Source organism: Bacillus sp. 05T22 (genome assembly GCF_056396765.1).
In genome coordinates, this window is the sequence record NZ_JBFTMC010000022.1 from 1 (window position 1) to 18030 (window position 18030).

Below are 18030 nucleotides of genomic sequence, written 5' to 3' on the forward strand. Positions count from 1 at the left end.
CGTCATTAGGGATGATACGAGAAGAACCCCAACAACACGCATTGATACTGCAATGACAAGCGCAACTAAAATAATAAAAATAAAGTGAATCCATTTAGTACGAAGACCTGTTGATACAGCATATTCCTCGTCAAATGATAATAAAAATAACTCTTTATATAATAAAACAATTATTGCAATAACTACGATTGCTACAATACCAATAAGAATTAAATCCGTGCTTGTTACAGCACTCACGCTACCAAATAAGTAACTAAATAAATCCGTATTAAATCCATTCGCAAGTGAAATAAAAACAACTCCGATTCCCATCCCTGCTGAAAGAATAATCGGAATCGCTAATTCTTGGTAATGCTTATATACAGTACGTAATTTTTCAATTAATAGTGCTCCACCTATCGAAAAAATCATTCCCATATATAACGGATTTAAAAAACCACCTGTAAAAATCGTTTTTTCTAGTAACAAACTTGCGGCAATCCCTGATAATGTCACATGACTTAAAGCATCTGCAATCAGTGACATGCGACGAATGACAACAAATACACCGATTAACGGGGCAACAAGCCCTATTAAAATACCAGCGTATAAAGAATTGCGTAAAAAATCATATTGTAAAAAATCCTGTATCATTATATCCTCCCGTGATGCTCATGATCATGTTCTAAACGATGAACATGATGTCCATATAAAATCGACATTTCTGCATCTTCTAACTCTCGGAATTTCTCAACATTTCCATGGAAATGCAAATGCTGATTTAAACATGCAACATGCGTCACCTTCTCTGTTACAGCTCCCATATCGTGTGTAACCAGAATCAATGTGATACCTAGTTTTTTATTTAAATCTTCTAGTATCTCATAAAAGCTCTCTACACTCTTTACATCAATCCCCACTGTAGGCTCGTCCAAAATTAGTAATTCTGGATTACTTACAAGCGCGCGTGCAATAAACACACGTTGCTGTTGTCCACCGGAAAGCTCTCCGATGTTACAATTTTGAAATTCACTCATTCCTACATCTGCGATTGCCTTTGTAACCTTTTCTTTATCTTCTTTCTTCAAGAAACGAAATAGGCCTTTTTTTGAAACAAGCCCCATTGAAACAACTTCAAAGACAGTTGCTGGAAAACCAGAGTTAAAGCTGTTAGCCTTTTGTGAAACATAGCCAATTTTATTCCACTCTTTAAACTTCTTGCTATCAATACCAAATAACCGAATACTCCCTTTCTTCGGCTTCAAAACACCTAATATACACTTTAATAGGGTCGATTTACCAGATCCATTCGGTCCAACCAAACCTAAAAAAGCTCCCTTAGGAACTTGCAAATTAATATCTTCTAATACATTTCGATCTTCATACCGAAATGTTAGTCCTTCTATTTCCAACATATTCTTCATAGCATCTCACCTATTTTAATTCAGAATGATTCCGATTTACCTCTATTTGAATTATAGTATAACTTATTATAGTTGTAAACCAATCTGCCCAAAAATATATTCTTTATTTCGGACAACCTTATTATTATAACAAAAAAGCAGAGAAAATCTCTCTGCTTTTTAAGGATATTCAAAAATTACGGCAAAGATTGCTTTCACATTTCTTCATACTTTGGAACTGATTGGCTTTCTTTATCTTCTTTTTTGAACACGTACTTTTAATGAATAGCGGATTTAAATTTACCACCATTTGTCTCTTGCGTACTCATAATTGTAATAAAGGCATTTTCATCAATTTCATGAACAATTGATTTTAATTTTGTTACCTCAAGACGTGTAACAACTGCATAAATTACTTCTTTCTCTTTATCTGTATAACCACCTTTAGCAACGAGTTTCGTTGTTCCACGACCAAGGCGGTGTAAGATGGCATTTGATACTTCTTCATACTGATCTGATACAATCAGTACTGCCTTTGTCTCATCCAACCCTTGAATAACCGTATCAATTGTTTTAAATGCGATATAGTATGTCATAACAGAATACATTGCCTGTTCGACACCAAACACAAATGCTGCCCAAGCAAAAATAAATAAGTTCACAAACATAACAAATTCACCAACAGAAAACGGTAATTTTTTCGTTAATAAAATCCCCATAATTTCCGTTCCATCTAATGAACCACCATGCCTAATAACAATCCCTACACCAATCCCTAAAATAAGACCACCAAAAACGGTTGCCAAAATCGGTTCCGTCGTAAAAGGCTTGAAAGAATGTAATGTTGACTCAATAAATGCTAAAGCGACGATTGCAAAAGCAGAAGATAACATAAAAGTTTTCCCGATTTGTTTATACCCGGAATACATAAACGGTAAATTGAGGATGACAACTAAAGTAGAGAAACTTAACCACCAAATGTTTGGAGTAAGATAATCTAGTATGAGGGAAATACCGATAATACCACCATCAATGATTTTATTTGGCATTAAAAACAGTTCAATAGCAACCGCCGCACACGTTGCACCAAAGACAATCATAACTAAACGATACAATAGGTGAATAATACTTTCTTTTCTATGTTGTTTTTTTTCCATAAACCCTCCTTATATACTTTTTATATAGTTTTGTTCTTTTATTATAACATAGTCTTCTTTTACTTATAGAAAAAAGCATCTACTATGCGAATATATACAAGCATCCCGCACATATATTTCGATATAAGAACAACTGAAGGAGGACTACATCATGAACCTCATCAAGCACATTGTAAACAAAAAATTAAATCATATGACAACAAAAGAATTATTGAAATATAGTAAAGAATATGAAGTTCCCATCACAACTGAACAGGCTGAGCAAATTGTCCCTTTAATAAAAGGGAAAAACATCAACATTTATGATACAGGAGAAAGACTAGAACTTTTAAAAAAGATTGCAAAAGTCACTTCCCCATCTACCGCTCAACAAATAAATACGTTATTTCAGAAACTATTAAAATAAGGAGGTGGAAATCCCCCTCCTTATTGTTCTTTAATCTTCTCAAGAAGACCTTCATCAAATGAGCCACTCTTCAACATTTCAATTTCAAACTTATATGGTGGTTTTTTATCTTTCTTATCCTCACCTACATACGGTGTTTCAAGAATTTTTGGTACATGCTGTAATTGTGGATGGTGTACGATGTGGTGTAACGCTTTATAACCAATATGACCGAAACCGATATTTTCATGACGGTCTTTTCCAGCTCCACGTATATTTTTACTATCGTTAATATGCAATACTTGCAAACGATTAATCCCAACAATTTTATCAAATTCATTTAATACACCGTCAAAGTCATTCACAATGTCATAACCTGCATCATGCGTGTGGCACGTATCGAAACATACAGATAACTTTTCGTTATATTTTACACCATCAATAATTTTTGCAATTTCGTCAAAGCTGCGTCCGCACTCTGTTCCTTTTCCAGCCATCGTCTCTAGTGCAATATTCACTGTCTGTTCTGGCGTCAATACCTCATTTAGGCCTTTAATGATTTGCTGAATACCAGCTTCAGCTCCCGCGCCAACATGAGCCCCTGGATGAAGTACGATTTGCTTCGCTACACCTAACGCTGACGTTCTTTCAATTTCCATGCGAAGGAAATCAACACCTAATTGAAACGTTTCCGGTTTTGTCGTATTACCAACATTAATAATATAAGGTGCATGGACAATAATTTCTTCAATACCATTGAGCTCCATATGTTTACGCCCTGCTTCTATATTTAACTCTTCAATTGGTTTTCTTCTCGTATTTTGCGGTGCACCTGTATAGATCATAAAGGTTGTCGCACCGTATGAAACAGCCTCTTCACTTGCTGCTAATAACATTTTCTTACCACTCATAGAAACATGAGACCCAATCTTTAACATATAATCACCTCTTCAATATACAATAGCTATAATGATAGCATAATTTGTAGAAATATGTAGTGAATTGTTTGTTCACAAAACAATAAACATACTGCTAAAACAGATTCACAAGTTACGCTCCCACGCTTCTAAAGCATGGAACTCTTCTTAGTATATCAAGATTAGTGGAGTTTTTCTTAATTCCTGCTGGTTATTAGTCCTCACCTAACACCTTTATTTTTGCTACAGGAAAGATTCACATTCGTAAATAAAAGGATAAAAAAAGATAAGGGATCTCCCCTTATCTTTTTTTATTACTGTATTTATTCTTCACTTTTGCACGTTCTGTTGCCAGTTTTCTCTTATAATTAGGTTTTACTTTTTTCGGCTTCTTGACAACTTTCGTTGCCATRATATCAAGTTCATCATTTGGCTTTTTACGACTTTTACGACGACGGCGGTCACCTAAATCAGCCCATTCATCTCCACGTAAGTCTACATGATTAAATATGATATTACGTTGTTTTTCTAAGCTATCTAACGCTTCTTCATTTGCTGGATCATAAATTGTCACTGCAATTCCTGAATATCCAGCACGAGCTGTTCTTCCTACGCGGTGAACAAAGAAATCTAAATCAGATGGAAGTTCATAGTTAATAACATGGCTAATCCCTTCAATATCAATACCACGTGCGGCTAAATCTGTAGCGACAATGTATTGAAACTCTAAGTCACGAACTTGTTTCATCATTTTTTTACGATCACGTGGTGATAAATCACCATGAATTCTTCCTACTTTTAATCCACGCTCTGCTAATCCGTCCGCAACTTCATCCGCTTTTTTCTTTGTATTTGTAAAAACGATTGCTAAATACGGCTTAAATTGAAGTAACATATTTTTCACTAATTCAATTTTATTACGATGTCTAGAAGGAACTAAATAATGCTCAATATTCCCTGCTGCAACTTGTTTTGGATTAATATGAATATGCTCTGGATTCTCCATATACTTCTTCATAAACGGTTTTAATTTTTGAGGAATCGTTGCAGAGAAAACAAGCATTTGCAAATTTTTAGGCATACGCGCTGCAATTTTATCTACATCTTGAATGAATCCCATATCAAGCATCAAGTCTGCTTCATCAACAATAATCGTAGTAGCTTTATGAACGAATAGCGCTTTTTCTTCTACTAGATCTTTAATACGCCCGGGTGTCCCAATAACAACATGAGGTTGTTTTTTCAATTTTTCAATGGATCTTTGCTTATCTGTTCCTCCGATTAAGCAGCGTGCTGTAATCATTTGATCTTCTTCACAAAACTTTGTTAACTTTACAATCTCTTGATAAATTTGTTGTGCTAACTCACGAGTAGGCGCTGTAATGACAAGTTGGACCTCTTCTCGTTTCGCATCAATTCGGTTTAATGTTGGAAGTAAATATGCGTGTGTTTTACCAGAACCCGTTTGGGACTGTCCAATTACACTCACACCTTTTTTCACAACAGGAAAAATTTTCTTTTGAATTTCTGTCGGCTCTGAAAAGCGTAGTTCACGAACTGCATCTATTAAAAACGGTTGAAAATTATATTGTGTAAATGTTGGTAGTGTCATAAGTTACACCTTCTTTCTAAAATTTCTACTGCGCGCACAAATCAGTCAAGTCTACATTATATCGAAATCTAATAATAAAATCCATCTTTAGTTTAGGTTTTCACTCCAAAAACTAACCTTCTTTCTTTTCATTGCATATTGTATGTGTATATACCTAACTGAAGAAAGGAGGAGTTCTCTTATGTATCCGAACTCTCCTATGGGCCAAATGTATACAGGACAGCAACCGTACACCCCGTATCCTATACCTAATTTACCTCCTATGATGCAAAAAAAGAAAGGATTTCTCTCGAAGCTATTCAAAAAACACGATCCGACTCAGCCTTTTATGCAAATGGTTCCTCCCTATCGACAAATGGAGGGACAACCGATGATGCATCAACATCAGCAGCCCTATATGCAGCAGTCACAACAAATGATGCCACCTCAAATGAACAATCCGAATGAAATCCGTGGCTCAGCACCGATTATACCTAGCGCTAGCGGTGGCGGTGGCATTGGCAGCTTTTTTTCCAACTTAATCTCCAATCCAACAGGTATGTTAAATAACATTGAAAAAGTTGCTCAAGTCGCTCAATCTGTTGGACCTGTCGTCGAGCAGTATGGACCCATTGTGCGCAGCATACCAAGCATCGTAAAAATTCTCACTTCTGGAAAAGGTGCTGCTGAAGAATCAGCAGAAGAGGTGGAAGTAATTACTACACCTCCACCACCTTCAAAAAAGAAAAAAAAGAAGAAAATAATTTTAGAACCAGTTATTGAAAGAGCCTTACCGAAAGCGGATATCCCGCGTATGGCACCAAAACCAAAACTATATGTCTAACAATCCTTTGTTTTCTGTCCGCTCCTCCTTTATAATGGAAAAGACTATGTACAAAAAGGATTCCTTGTTTAGAAGGAGAGGATTACTCACATGAAAATTGTTAAAATTTCCCCTCGTGGTTATTGCTACGGTGTTGTTGATGCAATGGTCATTGCACGCAATGCTGCACTAGATAAAACATTACCGAGACCGATTTATATTTTAGGTATGATTGTTCACAATAAACATGTAACCGATGCTTTCGAAGAAGATGGCATTATTACATTAGATGGTCCAAGTCGATTAGAGATTTTAGACAAAATTGATTCTGGTACTGTTATTTTCACAGCACACGGTGTTTCTCCAGAAGTTAAACAACGTGCAAAAGAAAAAGGGTTAACGACAATCGATGCAACATGTCCAGATGTTACGAAAACACACGACCTTATCGAAACAAAAAAAGCGGAAGGATACCATGTGATTTACATTGGTAAAAAGGGACATCCAGAACCAGAAGGTGCCGTTGGTATTGCACCTGACATCGTTCATCTTATTGAAAAGGCAAATGATTTGGAGACACTAGAAATCCCAACAGAGAAAATTTTAGTAACAAATCAAACAACAATGAGTCAATGGGACGTTCAGCACCTGATGGAAGACATTCAGAAAAAATTCCCAACAGCTGAATTTCACAAAGAAATTTGTTTAGCAACACAAGTACGTCAAGAAGCAGTTGCTAAGCAAGCAGATGTCGCTGATTTAACGATTGTTGTCGGTGATCCAAAAAGTAATAACTCAAACCGTTTAGCCCAAGTATCACAAGAGATTGCTGGTACAAAAGCATACCGCGTTGCAGATGTAAGCGAAATTCAATTAGAGTGGCTGCAAGGGATCGAAAATGTCGCTGTTACTGCAGGGGCCTCTACACCAACGCCAATTACAAAAGAAGTAATCGCCTTTTTAGAACAGTACGACCCAATGAACCCAGCAACTTGGGAACGTAAACGAAACGTACCACTTCAAAAAATCTTGCCACGTGTAAAAGTAAAAAAACAACAATAAAAAAAATCCGTTGCTAACTCACTAGCAGCGGATTTTTTTATTCAATATAAATCTATTTTGATTTTTTCACATATAAGTCGCTGCTACGAAGAACAAAAAAATTACCTATACTCTTTTTTCTCTTTGTTTTCACTTGGCATGGGGCAAAAAAAGGCTCTGACCGCTTCTATGCATAGCCGGATGCTCTCTTCCATCTAAAAAGAAAGATTTTATAATTTTCTTTTTAGAGCTTATACAAAAGTAAACGGATCTGTATGTAACTGAGAAGCATGAATTTGCACAGCAAATTTTTTCTCATCTACTTTTTGCTGTAATTGCTTTTGCACACCTTGTTTCATCACTTTTTCAACATTATGTCCTGGATCCACAATATTTAATCCGAGCATCATCGCATCATGTGCAACATGATAATACATATCGCCCGTCACATACACATCTGCCCCTTTAAATTTCGCTTGCGTAATATATTTATTCCCATCACCGCCAAGCACTGCTACTTTCCGCACTTTATCGTCTAAATTCCCAACAACTCGCGCACCTTTTACATCTAATGCCGATTTCACATGTTCAGCAAACTGGCCTAATGTCATTTCTTCTTGCAAATATCCAATTTTACCAAGTCCTAACGTTTCTCCCTTATTATCAAGGGGGTATACATCGTAGGCAACTTCTTCATATGGATGTGCTGTTAACATTGCTTTTACTACTTTCCGCTCTAGTGGGGCTGGGATAATCGTTTCAATCTTCACCTCTTCTACACGCTCTAACTGCCCAGTTCCGCCTATATAAGGGTTTGTCCCCTCCCCAGGCATAAATGTACCTATTCCTTCACTATTAAACGTACAATGGCTATAGTTACCGATATAACCAGCTCCAGCACCCCCAAGAGCTTTGCGAACTTCTTCAGCATGCGTTGCAGGCACACATACAACAATCTTTTTCATTTCTTCCGAGTATGTCGGAGCAAGCACTTCTGTATTTTGTAATCCCAACGCCTCAGCAAGCAAGTCGTTCACCCCGCCTTTTGCTACATCGACATTTGTATGCGCTGCATAAACAGCGATATCGTTTTTGATACACATTTCAATAATTCGACCATACGCCTTATCTGTATGGATTGCTTTTAGCGGACTAAAAATAAGCGGGTGATGAGCAATAATTACATTCGCACCTATTTGAATCGCTTCTTCTACAACCGCTTCTGTAACATCTAGTGCAATCAATACATGCTGAACTTGCTTATTGAGTGCACCAATCTGCAAACCAATTTTATCGCCTTCCATCGCTAAATGCTTCGGATACATACTTTCAAATAAAGAAATCACTTCATGCCCATTTGGAATTTTACTCATGATAAAACCTCCTCTATCATTTTCATTTTCTCGACTACTTCAATTCGTTTTGCCTTTGTATCTTCTGATTCTGTCGCACGCTCTATTTGCTTCAGGATTTTATAATTTTTTCATGAATAAGCTCCCAACCATTTTCAATAAACCATTCACGAATATGATGTGCAGCAATATTAGGCTGTAAAATTAAACGTGTTACACCATTTAGCTTTTCTTTTCCATTCTCTAAAATATCACGAATTAGTGCTCCACCCATACCAGCAATTGTAATAACATCGACTTCTCCTGGTGTAATAACAGCTAAGCCATTTCCTTTACGAACATCTACCTTTTCTTGCAGGCCACTCTCAGCCACTGTAGCCTGTGCAGAACGGAATGGCCCATCTACCACTTCTCCCGCTACTGCCTTTGTAGCAATATTATTTATGATTGTATAGCACGGTAAATACGCATGGTCGGAACCAATATCTGCAACTGTAGATCCTACTGGAATCTCCCGCACTACTTCTTCTAATCTTTTTGAAAGCTTCACTTCATTCATTTATTTCCATTACTCCTTCTCTTGTCAGTCTGTCTCCATGATAATGAATTTACAGTAGTTGTTGCAAGTAAAGAAACAAAACAATTCATTTATTTCATCGTATTTTAGAATAAAAGGAAAAACAAGCTCCCTGCCATAAGCAAAGAACTTGTTTTATCGGTCGTATTCCACTACATGCGAATCCTACAATTCTCACGGATGAAAGGTTCACTTTATTTTTTCTTTGATAACCAATCAGCTACTTTAGAAGCCTGATCTGCTGGAATTATATTCGCTGGCATATTTCCTTTCCCTTTTGTAAGCACTTCCTTAATTTCATCTTTGGAAAGTTTCCCACCAACTTTTTGTAAGTTAGGCCCTACTGCACCTTGCAACTGATCACCATGGCAGCTCGTACAACTTTGTTTCACAATATCTTCTGGTTTCGATGCCGTTTGCGCTGGTTTCCCACCATTTTTTGCATCAGCAAGCTCTTTAGATTTATGTAACCCCTGAAACGAAAATACAAACATAATGATAATGCCCAGTGCTGCAATAAGAGCGAATGGAATCAACGGATTACGTTTCATATTTCTTCTCCCCCCTCTACACCCCCAAATAGTTAGATGATTCAGTTACTTCTATTGTACTTGAAAACGTTCTATCAGAAAAGACAAAACTATCAGTTGTTAAAAATATTCCATAAATTCAGTTTATTGATTCTCTTCCTTTTATCCCATATTATTTTGATAAATATCAACGCTTCTCATCATATTTTTTGTTTTTCTACATATATTTTTGTATAGAATAAACGAAATTAATCGAAAAATCGAAAAATGAGCATTTGCAAATCAAAAGACAATTCTGTAAAATAAATTACAAGAATTGTAATCGTTACTGACAGCTAAATTTTAACAAAAATTAACAAAATAAAAAAGTTTACTTCACAAATGTGAAGTAAACTTAAAAAGAACCCTATTCTAAGAAATCTTTTAAACGTTTGCTACGGCTTGGATGTCTTAATTTACGAAGCGCTTTTGCTTCAATTTGACGAATACGCTCTCTCGTTACGCCGAATACTTTCCCAACTTCTTCAAGCGTACGAGTTCGTCCATCATCTAAACCGAAACGAAGACGTAGAACATTTTCTTCACGATCTGTTAGTGTATCTAACACATCTTCTAATTGTTCTTTTAGCAATTCATACGCTGCATGGTCCGCAGGTGATGTTGCTTCTTGGTCTTCAATAAAATCGCCTAAATGTGAGTCATCCTCTTCACCAATTGGTGTTTCAAGAGAAACTGGCTCCTGTGCAATCTTTAAGATTTCGCGTACTTTTTCTGGAGCAAGATCCATTTCTTCTCCAATTTCTTCTGGAGATGGTTCACGTCCTAAATCTTGTAATAATTGACGCTGTACACGGATTAATTTATTAATTGTTTCAACCATATGAACGGGAATACGAATTGTTCTCGCTTGGTCTGCAATGGCACGTGTAATCGCTTGACGAATCCACCAAGTTGCATACGTACTGAATTTAAAACCTTTACGATAATCGAACTTTTCAACAGCTTTAATTAAACCCATGTTTCCTTCTTGGATTAAGTCTAAGAAGAGCATACCACGGCCTACATATCGTTTTGCAATACTTACAACAAGACGTAAATTCGCTTCCGCAAGACGGCGCTTCGCTTCTTCATCACCTTCTTCAATGCGGGTTGCAAGTCGAATTTCTTCTTCAGCAGATAGTAGATCCACACGGCCGATTTCTTTTAAATACATGCGAACAGGGTCATTGATTTTTACACCTGGTGGCACACTTAAATCATTTAAATCGAATTCTTCTTCTGTCTTTGTGATTTGGTGATTATTCGGACCTTCATCGTTGTCGCCAACTAAATCAATTCCTTGTTCACCTAAATATTCATAATATTCATCCATTTGATCGGATTCAATTTCAAATCCATTCATGCGTTCTGCAATCTCTTCATATGTAAGAACGCCACGTTTTTTTCCAAGCTCAGTGAGTTGTTCTTTCACTTGCTCAAGAGTCATATCAGTTTCAATTTGTTTAGAACGAGCTGGTTTATCAGCCATCTGTTCCCCTCCTTACGCGAGATACAAACATTCATTATAATAAAATTTTATACAAAAAGCTATCTTCTTGCTTTCTGATTTTGTAAATATGCTACATAAAATTTTGCAGCTTCTACTGGATCTGTTTTTTCCATTTGCTTTAATGCAAAAATGGTTTCCATCTTTTTAAGCTTTTGCTTATGGCGGCTTAGCGCCTCTAAGTGACCTTGCAATATTTCATCACTGTATTCTGGATTAATGAATTCATCCGTTGAAATATTGGTGATAATATTTTTCAATTTCTCATCAGAGAGCCAGCTCAAGAAATTCCCGACTGAAGGTTCATTTCCCTTTTCATAATATGCATATAGTTCATATAAAATCCCTTTATGTTCTTCCGTATGAAAATCTTCTATATGAGGTTCAATACGGAAAGCAACTTCGGCACTTTGTAACATATGGTAAATGAGCTCTCTTTCTGCCCTTTCAAAACCTGAAAATTTCGGTTTTGCCTGAACAATTTGAGGCGGCTTAGAAATTTGTTTCGTTTGTTTTTGCTGTATCTTTTGTTCTTTGCGATATTGGTGCAATTGACCTAAAAGTGTTTCCATTGAGTAAGAAAATTCTTGCGATAATGATTTTAAATACGACTCCGCTTGCATTGCATCTTGCAATAATGCTAGCTCTTTTAAAACACTTTTCACATATTCTTCTTTACCAGACTCATCTTGCAAATTTTTCCCTAAACGCAAGTAATTTATTTTGAATCCAACAAAACTTATACTAGCCTTTACAAGATTTTCAAACGCCGCTGTTCCATATTGTTGCACATATTCATCAGGATCAAGCTTATCTGGCAATGAAGTAACCTTCACATGACAACCAACTTGCGATAACAATTGTCCTGCTTTCATCGTCGCTTCTCGTCCTGCTTTATCACCATCATAGCAAAGAACAACAGTTTCAACATTACGCCGCAGAAGTTTTGCCTGTTCTTCTGTTAAAGCTGTTCCCATCGTCGCAACTGATTCTTCAATCCTGCTTTTTACAGCAGCTAATACATCAGCATATCCTTCAAATAGAACAACTTGCCCTCGTTTTCTGATAAACGGTCTTGCTTGATGGAAGTTATACAGCAATTTACTTTTGTAAAAAATAGGTGTTTCTGGGCTGTTTAAGTATTTTGGAGTATCATCCCCCAACGCCCTTCCACTAAACGCTGCGACTTTTCCTTGTAGTGTGTGAATGGGAAACATAACCCTTCCGCGAAAACGGTCATGATGACTGCCATCCCTTTCACTCCGCACAAGCAAGCCAGCTTGCTCCATGGTCGATAACGAAAAACCTCTTTTTTGTAATATTTTTGTTGCTGCATCCCAACCTGGAGATGCATAACCAATTTCAAACTTTGCAATCATCTCTTTTGTAATACCTCGATTTAGTAAATAAGAAAGAGCTTCATTTCCCTCTTCAGTATTTACTAAAAGATGGTGATAGTATTTTTTCAAAAGTTCGTGAGCCTGTAACATAATGACACTGTCATCAGATATGTTCTCTTGTTGATCTTGTCCTGATGTATAATCTACAACCGAAATATTATTTCTTTCTCCTAGCTTTTGCACAGCTTCTATGAAAGAGAGCCCTTCCATCTTCATGAGAAATGAAAAAACATTTCCTCCCTCTCCACATCCAAAGCAATGAAAAATTTGCTTGTCTAATGAAACAGAAAATGAAGGTGAATTCTCACCGTGGAATGGACAAAGCCCAAAATAATTGCGCCCTTGCTTTCTGAGCTGAACATACTCACCAATCACTTCTACAATATCAGATGATGTCCGAATCTGTTCAACAACTTCTTCGGGAATTCTGTTCCCCATAACTCCATCTCCGTGTCGTATTTTGTATTCGATACAAATTAAAGGATTCCTTTATAATTCGACAATATTTTTTCTAAATTTGTTAAAAAGCATTGTCGATCATGGGTTGAAAATGCTTTTGGACCTTTTGTGTAGGTCCCTTGTCTGCGTAACTTCGCAGATACATACCTACTATATAAAATTGTATCCATTTGCTCATCAGTCACAAATGTACCTCGTGGAGATAATACATATACTCCCTTTTTTACAAGAAGACCAGCAAGTCCCATATCCTGTGTGATTACGAGATCTGAAGCTTTGGCGTGTTTATAGATATAAAAATCCACCTCATCTTGCTCAGAATCCACATATATCCAATTCCCTTGCTGTTTTTTCGAACGATGGGCGTAGGATGCGACAAACAAAATTTCGACATGGAATTTTGTTCCACCTTGCACAATTTCATCCTTCACAGGACATGCATCTGCATCAACTAGAATCTTACTGATGTTTTGCATATTTCTGTATTCTACATCCCTTCTGTGAATCCTTCCATAATGTGCGTTTTCTTGTCCAGATTTTTGTCGATTTTACGTAAATGCATACCTTTTCCGTAAATCCTATCCCTAGTTTATTCTGAAAAATTAAAGTCTAAACGTAAAATGTACCTTTTTATCACAATTTTTTATTATAATATATTTTCTCTAACTTCGCTACATATCCTTTTAAATTTTATCCAGCTATTCACGGGCAGTAATACTCCCATTTCAAAATTCAGATTAAAGTAAAAGGTTAAGTGAGGGACACCCTACCCGTAAAAGCCCAAATAGTAAAGGATGAAGAACTCCACTGATTAAAGTTTTTCTTTATCTTGAGCGAAAAAAGCACATTCACCCTTGGTAAATGTGCTAAAACATTTTTTGGTTTTGCACTGCATTCACAATAATATTCGCTGTCTCCTCAATTGCCTTATTTGACACATCAATAACTTGACAGTTTATTTTACTTACTACCTTCTCAAAATGATCAATTTCTTCTTTAATACGATTGATGTTCGCATATGTTGCTCCATCATTTAGCCCAAGTGATTTTAATCGTTCTTTTCGAATGTGATTTAACTTATCCGGTGTAATTTTCAAACCGAAACATTTCTCTTTTGCAACTTGATATAATTCTTCAGGCGGATCCACTTCTGGTACAAGTGGTACGTTCGCAACCTTCAATCGTTTATTATGAGCTAAATATTGTGAAAGTGGCGTCTTTGATGTACGTGATATCCCAATTAAAACGATATCAGCTTTTAAAATCCCACGTGCATCTCTACCATCATCATATTTAACAGCAAACTCAATTGCTTCAATCTTTTTAAAATATTCTTCATCTAATCTACGAACAACACCAGGTTCATACCTTGGAACTTGTCCTGTAATCTCTTCGATTTGATCGATAAGAGGCCCGATAATGTCATATGCCTCTACACCCTCTTTTGCCGCTTCTGCTAGCAAAYACTGACGCATTTCTGGTTTTACTAACGTAAAGCAAATAAGTGCTCGATTACTTTTCGCAATTGAAATTACCTCTTTTAATGTCCCTGTATCTTCCACATACGGTACACGTCTAATATCAGGAGCAAATGGGAACTGTCCCATTGCAGCTCGAACAACTAAATCAGCCGTCTCTCCAACAGAGTCAGATACGACATATACGATTTTATTATCCATTACATTACCTCACTTTAAACAAATTACACTTATTCATTGTTTACTAAATTTACAAACGCACGCGTAATATTTGTTTTTGTAATTCGACCAACAACTTCTAACCCTTGTTTCGTGTCTTTTACAACTGGTACAGCATCAATCTGTCTTTCTATTAATTCCATCGCAACATCATATAGAGAATCCTCTCTACGGCACATTGCGATGTTTGGCATCCTTGTCATGATAATATTAACCGGAAGCGATGTTAAATCCTGCTTTCCTAAGCTTGCACGTAATAAATCTTTACGAGAAACTACCCCAACTAGAAGCGTCGCTTGATCTACAACAAATAAAGTACCAACATCTTCTAAAAACATGGTACAAATCGCATCGTATACGGAAATATTTTTATCAATTACAACCGGTCTAGATTGATAATCTTGTACCTTAACTTTCTTAACAGCTTCTGATAATAACTGTCCCCCAGTTTTTCCTGTATAAAAATAACCGACACGTGGACGTGCTTCTAAATAACCTGCCATCGTTAAAATTGCTAAGTCAGGTCTTAATGTTGCACGTGTTAAATTTAATTGTGCCGCAATTGATTCCCCTGTAATAGGACCGTGATCTTTTACAATCTGAATGATATGTTCTTGCCGTTTATTCAGTTCTATGATAATCACCACCTTCAATGCAAAACGAAAAAAGTTATACTATCTCTTAAATATTATATACTAAATATGCTTTTTGAAAAAGAAAGTATGTAAAAAGGACCTATATATGGTCCTCATTATATTTGAAATTTATCAAGTTGTTCAAGAAAACGCCTTGATTTCAAATAGATTCCGCAATATTCATCATAATATGTATTTAATACTGTACGTATTTGCCGCTTCGTTCCATCCTTAACAGATACATTACCAAGGCGAGCTAAATCAAAATGATAAAAGAGGCGTAGCAATTTATGAACAGCCTCTCCCACCGGAATACGGTATGGATCTTGCTGCGCATGACGCGAGCACAGAAAACCGCCTTCTCGGACAGAGAAGGCGACAAAATCTGCTTCTTGGTGACAAATTGCACATGTATCAAAGTATGGATGCATCCCTAGTACTGGGAGCATTTTCGTTTGATAAATTAAAGACAATACTTCAGCATCAACACCCTCACACATATAGTGCAACGTTTGATGTAACATTTCAAATAAATACGGATTATGTTTCTTATCTTCAGTTGCTTTATCGGTCAATTCCACGATAAATGATGCATAAGCAGTTAAAAATATATCTTCACGAATTTCTTTCATAGATGAAATTATTTCACCTTGTTGCAAAGTCCCAAGTCCAGACCCCATTTGAATCAGAAAGTGACCATGCATCATAAGTTGCGAAATAGATGCTAACCTACTTTTCGGTTTTTTCGCCCCTCTTGCCATTGCACTTACCTTTCCAAGCTCACGGGAGAATATCGTAACAATTTTATTCGTTTCTCCGTAATCTGTTGTCCGGATGACAATTCCCTCAACTTTTTGAAACATGTTTGTCACCATCCAAGGTTTGAACAAAACGGGTCAAGAAATTGGAGAATCTAGATGCGCTAGCTCCTCTTCATGTTGATCCATCTCATCGGTTACGTCTTTTTCCATTTCCTTCAAAAGCAAATACGTTTCAATGCTTCCTGTCTTGGAGAAAAACTTCCAGGTAAAATCTAGCATAAGAATCCACCTTTCTCAGTAAGCGTAGCATATAAACCAATTTCTTTTGTTGTTATTAAAATGACCCATTTTGTCCATTTTCATGTGAGAAAAATTTTCCTAATTTCTATTAATACTCATCTTCACGGAAACCAAGATCGCGAAGTTGTGACATTTTATTACGCCAATCTTTTTGTACTTTTACCCACACTTCTAAGAATACTTTTGAACCAAGAAGTGCTTCAATATCAAAGCGAGCTCGCTTTCCAACTTCTTTCAGCATTTTCCCTTGTTTTCCGATAATAATTCCTTTTTGCGATGGACGCTCTACAATAATTGTCGCATTCACATAGACCGCTCCACCTTCACGCTTTTGAATCGCATCAATCACAACCGCTACCGAATGTGGTACTTCCTCACGTGTTAAATGAAGTACCTTTTCACGAATAAGCTCAGCAATAATAAATCGCTCCGGATGATCCGTTACTTGGTTGTCTGGATAGTATTGTGGTCCTTCAGGTAAATATTTTTTAATCGCACCGATTAACGCCTCAATATTATTACCATCTAATGCAGAAATCGGAACAATTTCTGCAAATTCATGTAACTTACGATATTGATCAATTAATTCCAGCAATTGTTCCGGATGAACTTGGTCAATTTTATTGATTACTAGAAATACCGGTTGCTTTGTTTCTTGTAATTTTTCGATAATAAACTCTTCACCACGACCAAAACCTTCAGCAGCATTGACCATAAATAATACAATGTCAACTTCTTTTAATGTCGTTTGTGCCATTTTCACCATAAAATCGCCTAATTTATGCTTCGGCTTATGTATTCCTGGCGTATCAATAAAGATAACTTGTGAATCATTTTCTGTGTATACACCTTGAATTTTATTACGAGTTGTTTGTGGTTTGTCGCTCATAATTGCAATTTTTTGACCGATAATTCGATTTAAAAATGTAGACTTTCCAACATTCGGTCTTCCAATTATAGAGACAAAACCTGATTTATAACCTTTTCTATTCATGTAAATCCTCCGCTAAAAATGCTCCTGGTAACAATTCTCCAACTGTCGTCTCCTGAACGTCACCATGTAAATTTGATAAGTATACTTTCGTATCCTGTTTACATAATTCTATCATAACTTGACGGCACGCTCCACAAGGAGGTACTGGACGCTTTGTATCCGCTACTACCGCAATGGCTACAAATGCTTTATCTCCTTCAGAAACTGCTTTGAATAAAGCTGTTCTTTCTGCACAATTACATAATCCATATGATGCATTTTCAACATTACATCCTCGGTATACTTTTCCATCTTCCGTTAATAATGCTGCACCTACTTGAAACTTAGAATATGGTACATACGCTTGTTTACGCGCTTCGATTGCTTCTTGAATTAATTCTTTGCTGTTCATGCTCTCGCATCCTTTCCATTCACAATTGTGAAAAGATAAAATGAAACTTTCATTAACGGCGTTCTTAACGCTACCAAAGCATAACAAAAGCT

The 18030-nt window shown here is 36.5% G+C and carries 19 protein-coding genes and 1 pseudogene; 3 read left to right on the forward strand and 17 right to left on the reverse strand.

Annotated features, from left to right (window positions below; translation table 11 throughout):
- The 3 genes from AC1DIT_RS09895 to AC1DIT_RS09905 all read right to left on the reverse strand — a co-directional run.
- On the reverse strand, positions 1–633 hold a 633-nt coding region (locus AC1DIT_RS09895), incomplete at its 3' end, for a metal ABC transporter permease (protein ID WP_476998166.1).
- Positions 633–1403: a metal ABC transporter ATP-binding protein gene (locus AC1DIT_RS09900; protein WP_016133257.1), complete on the reverse strand. Its 771-nt coding sequence runs from the start codon at positions 1401–1403 to the stop codon at positions 633–635. The genes AC1DIT_RS09900 and AC1DIT_RS09895, both read right to left, overlap by 1 nt.
- A gap of 257 nt (positions 1404–1660) precedes the next feature.
- On the reverse strand, positions 1661–2539 hold the full coding sequence (locus AC1DIT_RS09905; RefSeq protein WP_016116351.1) for a YitT family protein: 879 nt from the start codon (positions 2537–2539) through the stop codon (positions 1661–1663).
- Between the two features lie 151 nt (positions 2540–2690).
- On the opposite strand from AC1DIT_RS09905, the gene AC1DIT_RS09910 reads away from it, so the two are divergent.
- Positions 2691–2945 carry a DUF2624 domain-containing protein gene (locus AC1DIT_RS09910; RefSeq protein WP_003200331.1) on the forward strand — a complete coding sequence of 85 codons (255 nt, stop codon included), beginning with the start codon at positions 2691–2693 and terminating at the stop codon, positions 2943–2945.
- 20 nt (positions 2946–2965) lie between these two features.
- Here the strand turns inward: AC1DIT_RS09910 and AC1DIT_RS09915 are convergent, their stop codons facing one another.
- On the reverse strand, positions 2966–3862 hold the full coding sequence (locus AC1DIT_RS09915; protein ID WP_016116352.1) for a deoxyribonuclease IV: 897 nt from the start codon (positions 3860–3862) through the stop codon (positions 2966–2968).
- 280 nt (positions 3863–4142) lie between these two features.
- Positions 4143–5453 (reverse strand): DEAD/DEAH box helicase, encoded by a 1311-nt coding sequence (locus AC1DIT_RS09920; protein ID WP_016116353.1) that lies wholly within the window; start codon positions 5451–5453, stop codon positions 4143–4145.
- Positions 5454–5634: 181 nt separating this feature from the next.
- On the opposite strand from AC1DIT_RS09920, the gene vrrA reads away from it, so the two are divergent.
- Together vrrA and AC1DIT_RS09930 are read left to right on the forward strand one after the other, a co-directional pair.
- Positions 5635–6276: a VrrA/YqfQ family protein gene (gene vrrA, locus AC1DIT_RS09925; protein ID WP_016116354.1), complete on the forward strand. Its 642-nt coding sequence runs from the start codon at positions 5635–5637 to the stop codon at positions 6274–6276.
- A gap of 90 nt (positions 6277–6366) precedes the next feature.
- The gene (locus AC1DIT_RS09930; RefSeq protein ID WP_016116355.1) at positions 6367–7317 is read left to right on the forward strand and encodes a 4-hydroxy-3-methylbut-2-enyl diphosphate reductase; all 951 of its coding nucleotides are present in this window, start codon (positions 6367–6369) and stop codon (positions 7315–7317) included.
- 230 nt (positions 7318–7547) lie between these two features.
- Here AC1DIT_RS09930 and AC1DIT_RS09935 read toward each other — a convergent pair whose 3' ends face one another.
- The 12 genes and pseudogenes from AC1DIT_RS09935 to AC1DIT_RS09990 form a co-directional block, all read right to left on the reverse strand.
- Positions 7548–8669 carry a Nif3-like dinuclear metal center hexameric protein gene (locus tag AC1DIT_RS09935; RefSeq protein ID WP_016116356.1) on the reverse strand — a complete coding sequence of 374 codons (1122 nt, stop codon included), beginning with the start codon at positions 8667–8669 and terminating at the stop codon, positions 7548–7550.
- Positions 8666–9207: pseudogene (locus tag AC1DIT_RS09940) on the reverse strand (tRNA (adenine(22)-N(1))-methyltransferase). Before AC1DIT_RS09940 ends, AC1DIT_RS09935 begins: the two are co-directional and overlap by 4 nt.
- 212 nt (positions 9208–9419) lie before the next feature.
- Complete coding sequence (cccA, locus tag AC1DIT_RS09945) at positions 9420–9776, reverse strand: cytochrome c550 (RefSeq protein ID WP_003200671.1); 357 nt, start codon at positions 9774–9776, stop codon at positions 9420–9422.
- A 385-nt stretch (positions 9777–10161) separates the two neighbouring features.
- Positions 10162–11283, reverse strand: a complete 1122-nt coding sequence (gene rpoD, locus AC1DIT_RS09950) for an RNA polymerase sigma factor RpoD (RefSeq protein ID WP_003200669.1) — start codon at positions 11281–11283, stop codon at positions 10162–10164.
- Positions 11284–11342: 59 nt separating this feature from the next.
- The gene (gene dnaG, locus AC1DIT_RS09955; RefSeq protein WP_016116358.1) at positions 11343–13139 is read right to left on the reverse strand and encodes a DNA primase; all 1797 of its coding nucleotides are present in this window, start codon (positions 13137–13139) and stop codon (positions 11343–11345) included.
- A gap of 38 nt (positions 13140–13177) precedes the next feature.
- Complete coding sequence (locus AC1DIT_RS09960) at positions 13178–13636, reverse strand: YaiI/YqxD family protein (protein WP_016133258.1); 459 nt, start codon at positions 13634–13636, stop codon at positions 13178–13180.
- 390 nt (positions 13637–14026) lie between these two features.
- The gene (locus AC1DIT_RS09965) at positions 14027–14839 is read right to left on the reverse strand and encodes a pyruvate, water dikinase regulatory protein (RefSeq protein WP_476998167.1); all 813 of its coding nucleotides are present in this window, start codon (positions 14837–14839) and stop codon (positions 14027–14029) included.
- A gap of 29 nt (positions 14840–14868) precedes the next feature.
- Entirely contained in the window at positions 14869–15501 is a 633-nt protein-coding gene (ccpN, locus tag AC1DIT_RS09970) for a transcriptional regulator CcpN (RefSeq protein ID WP_026008574.1), read from the reverse strand.
- Between the two features lie 107 nt (positions 15502–15608).
- On the reverse strand, positions 15609–16355 hold the full coding sequence (gene recO, locus AC1DIT_RS09975; protein WP_016116361.1) for a DNA repair protein RecO: 747 nt from the start codon (positions 16353–16355) through the stop codon (positions 15609–15611).
- 33 nt (positions 16356–16388) lie between these two features.
- Positions 16389–16532 carry a YqzL family protein gene (locus tag AC1DIT_RS09980; protein WP_016116362.1) on the reverse strand — a complete coding sequence of 48 codons (144 nt, stop codon included), beginning with the start codon at positions 16530–16532 and terminating at the stop codon, positions 16389–16391.
- A gap of 109 nt (positions 16533–16641) precedes the next feature.
- A complete protein-coding gene (gene era / locus AC1DIT_RS09985) occupies positions 16642–17547 on the reverse strand; it encodes a GTPase Era (RefSeq protein WP_016116363.1) in 906 nt (301 codons plus the stop codon).
- Positions 17540–17938 carry a cytidine deaminase gene (locus AC1DIT_RS09990; protein ID WP_003200655.1) on the reverse strand — a complete coding sequence of 133 codons (399 nt, stop codon included), beginning with the start codon at positions 17936–17938 and terminating at the stop codon, positions 17540–17542. The genes era and AC1DIT_RS09990 overlap by 8 nt, the downstream gene beginning before the upstream one ends.
- Positions 17939–18030 lie beyond the last annotated feature (92 nt).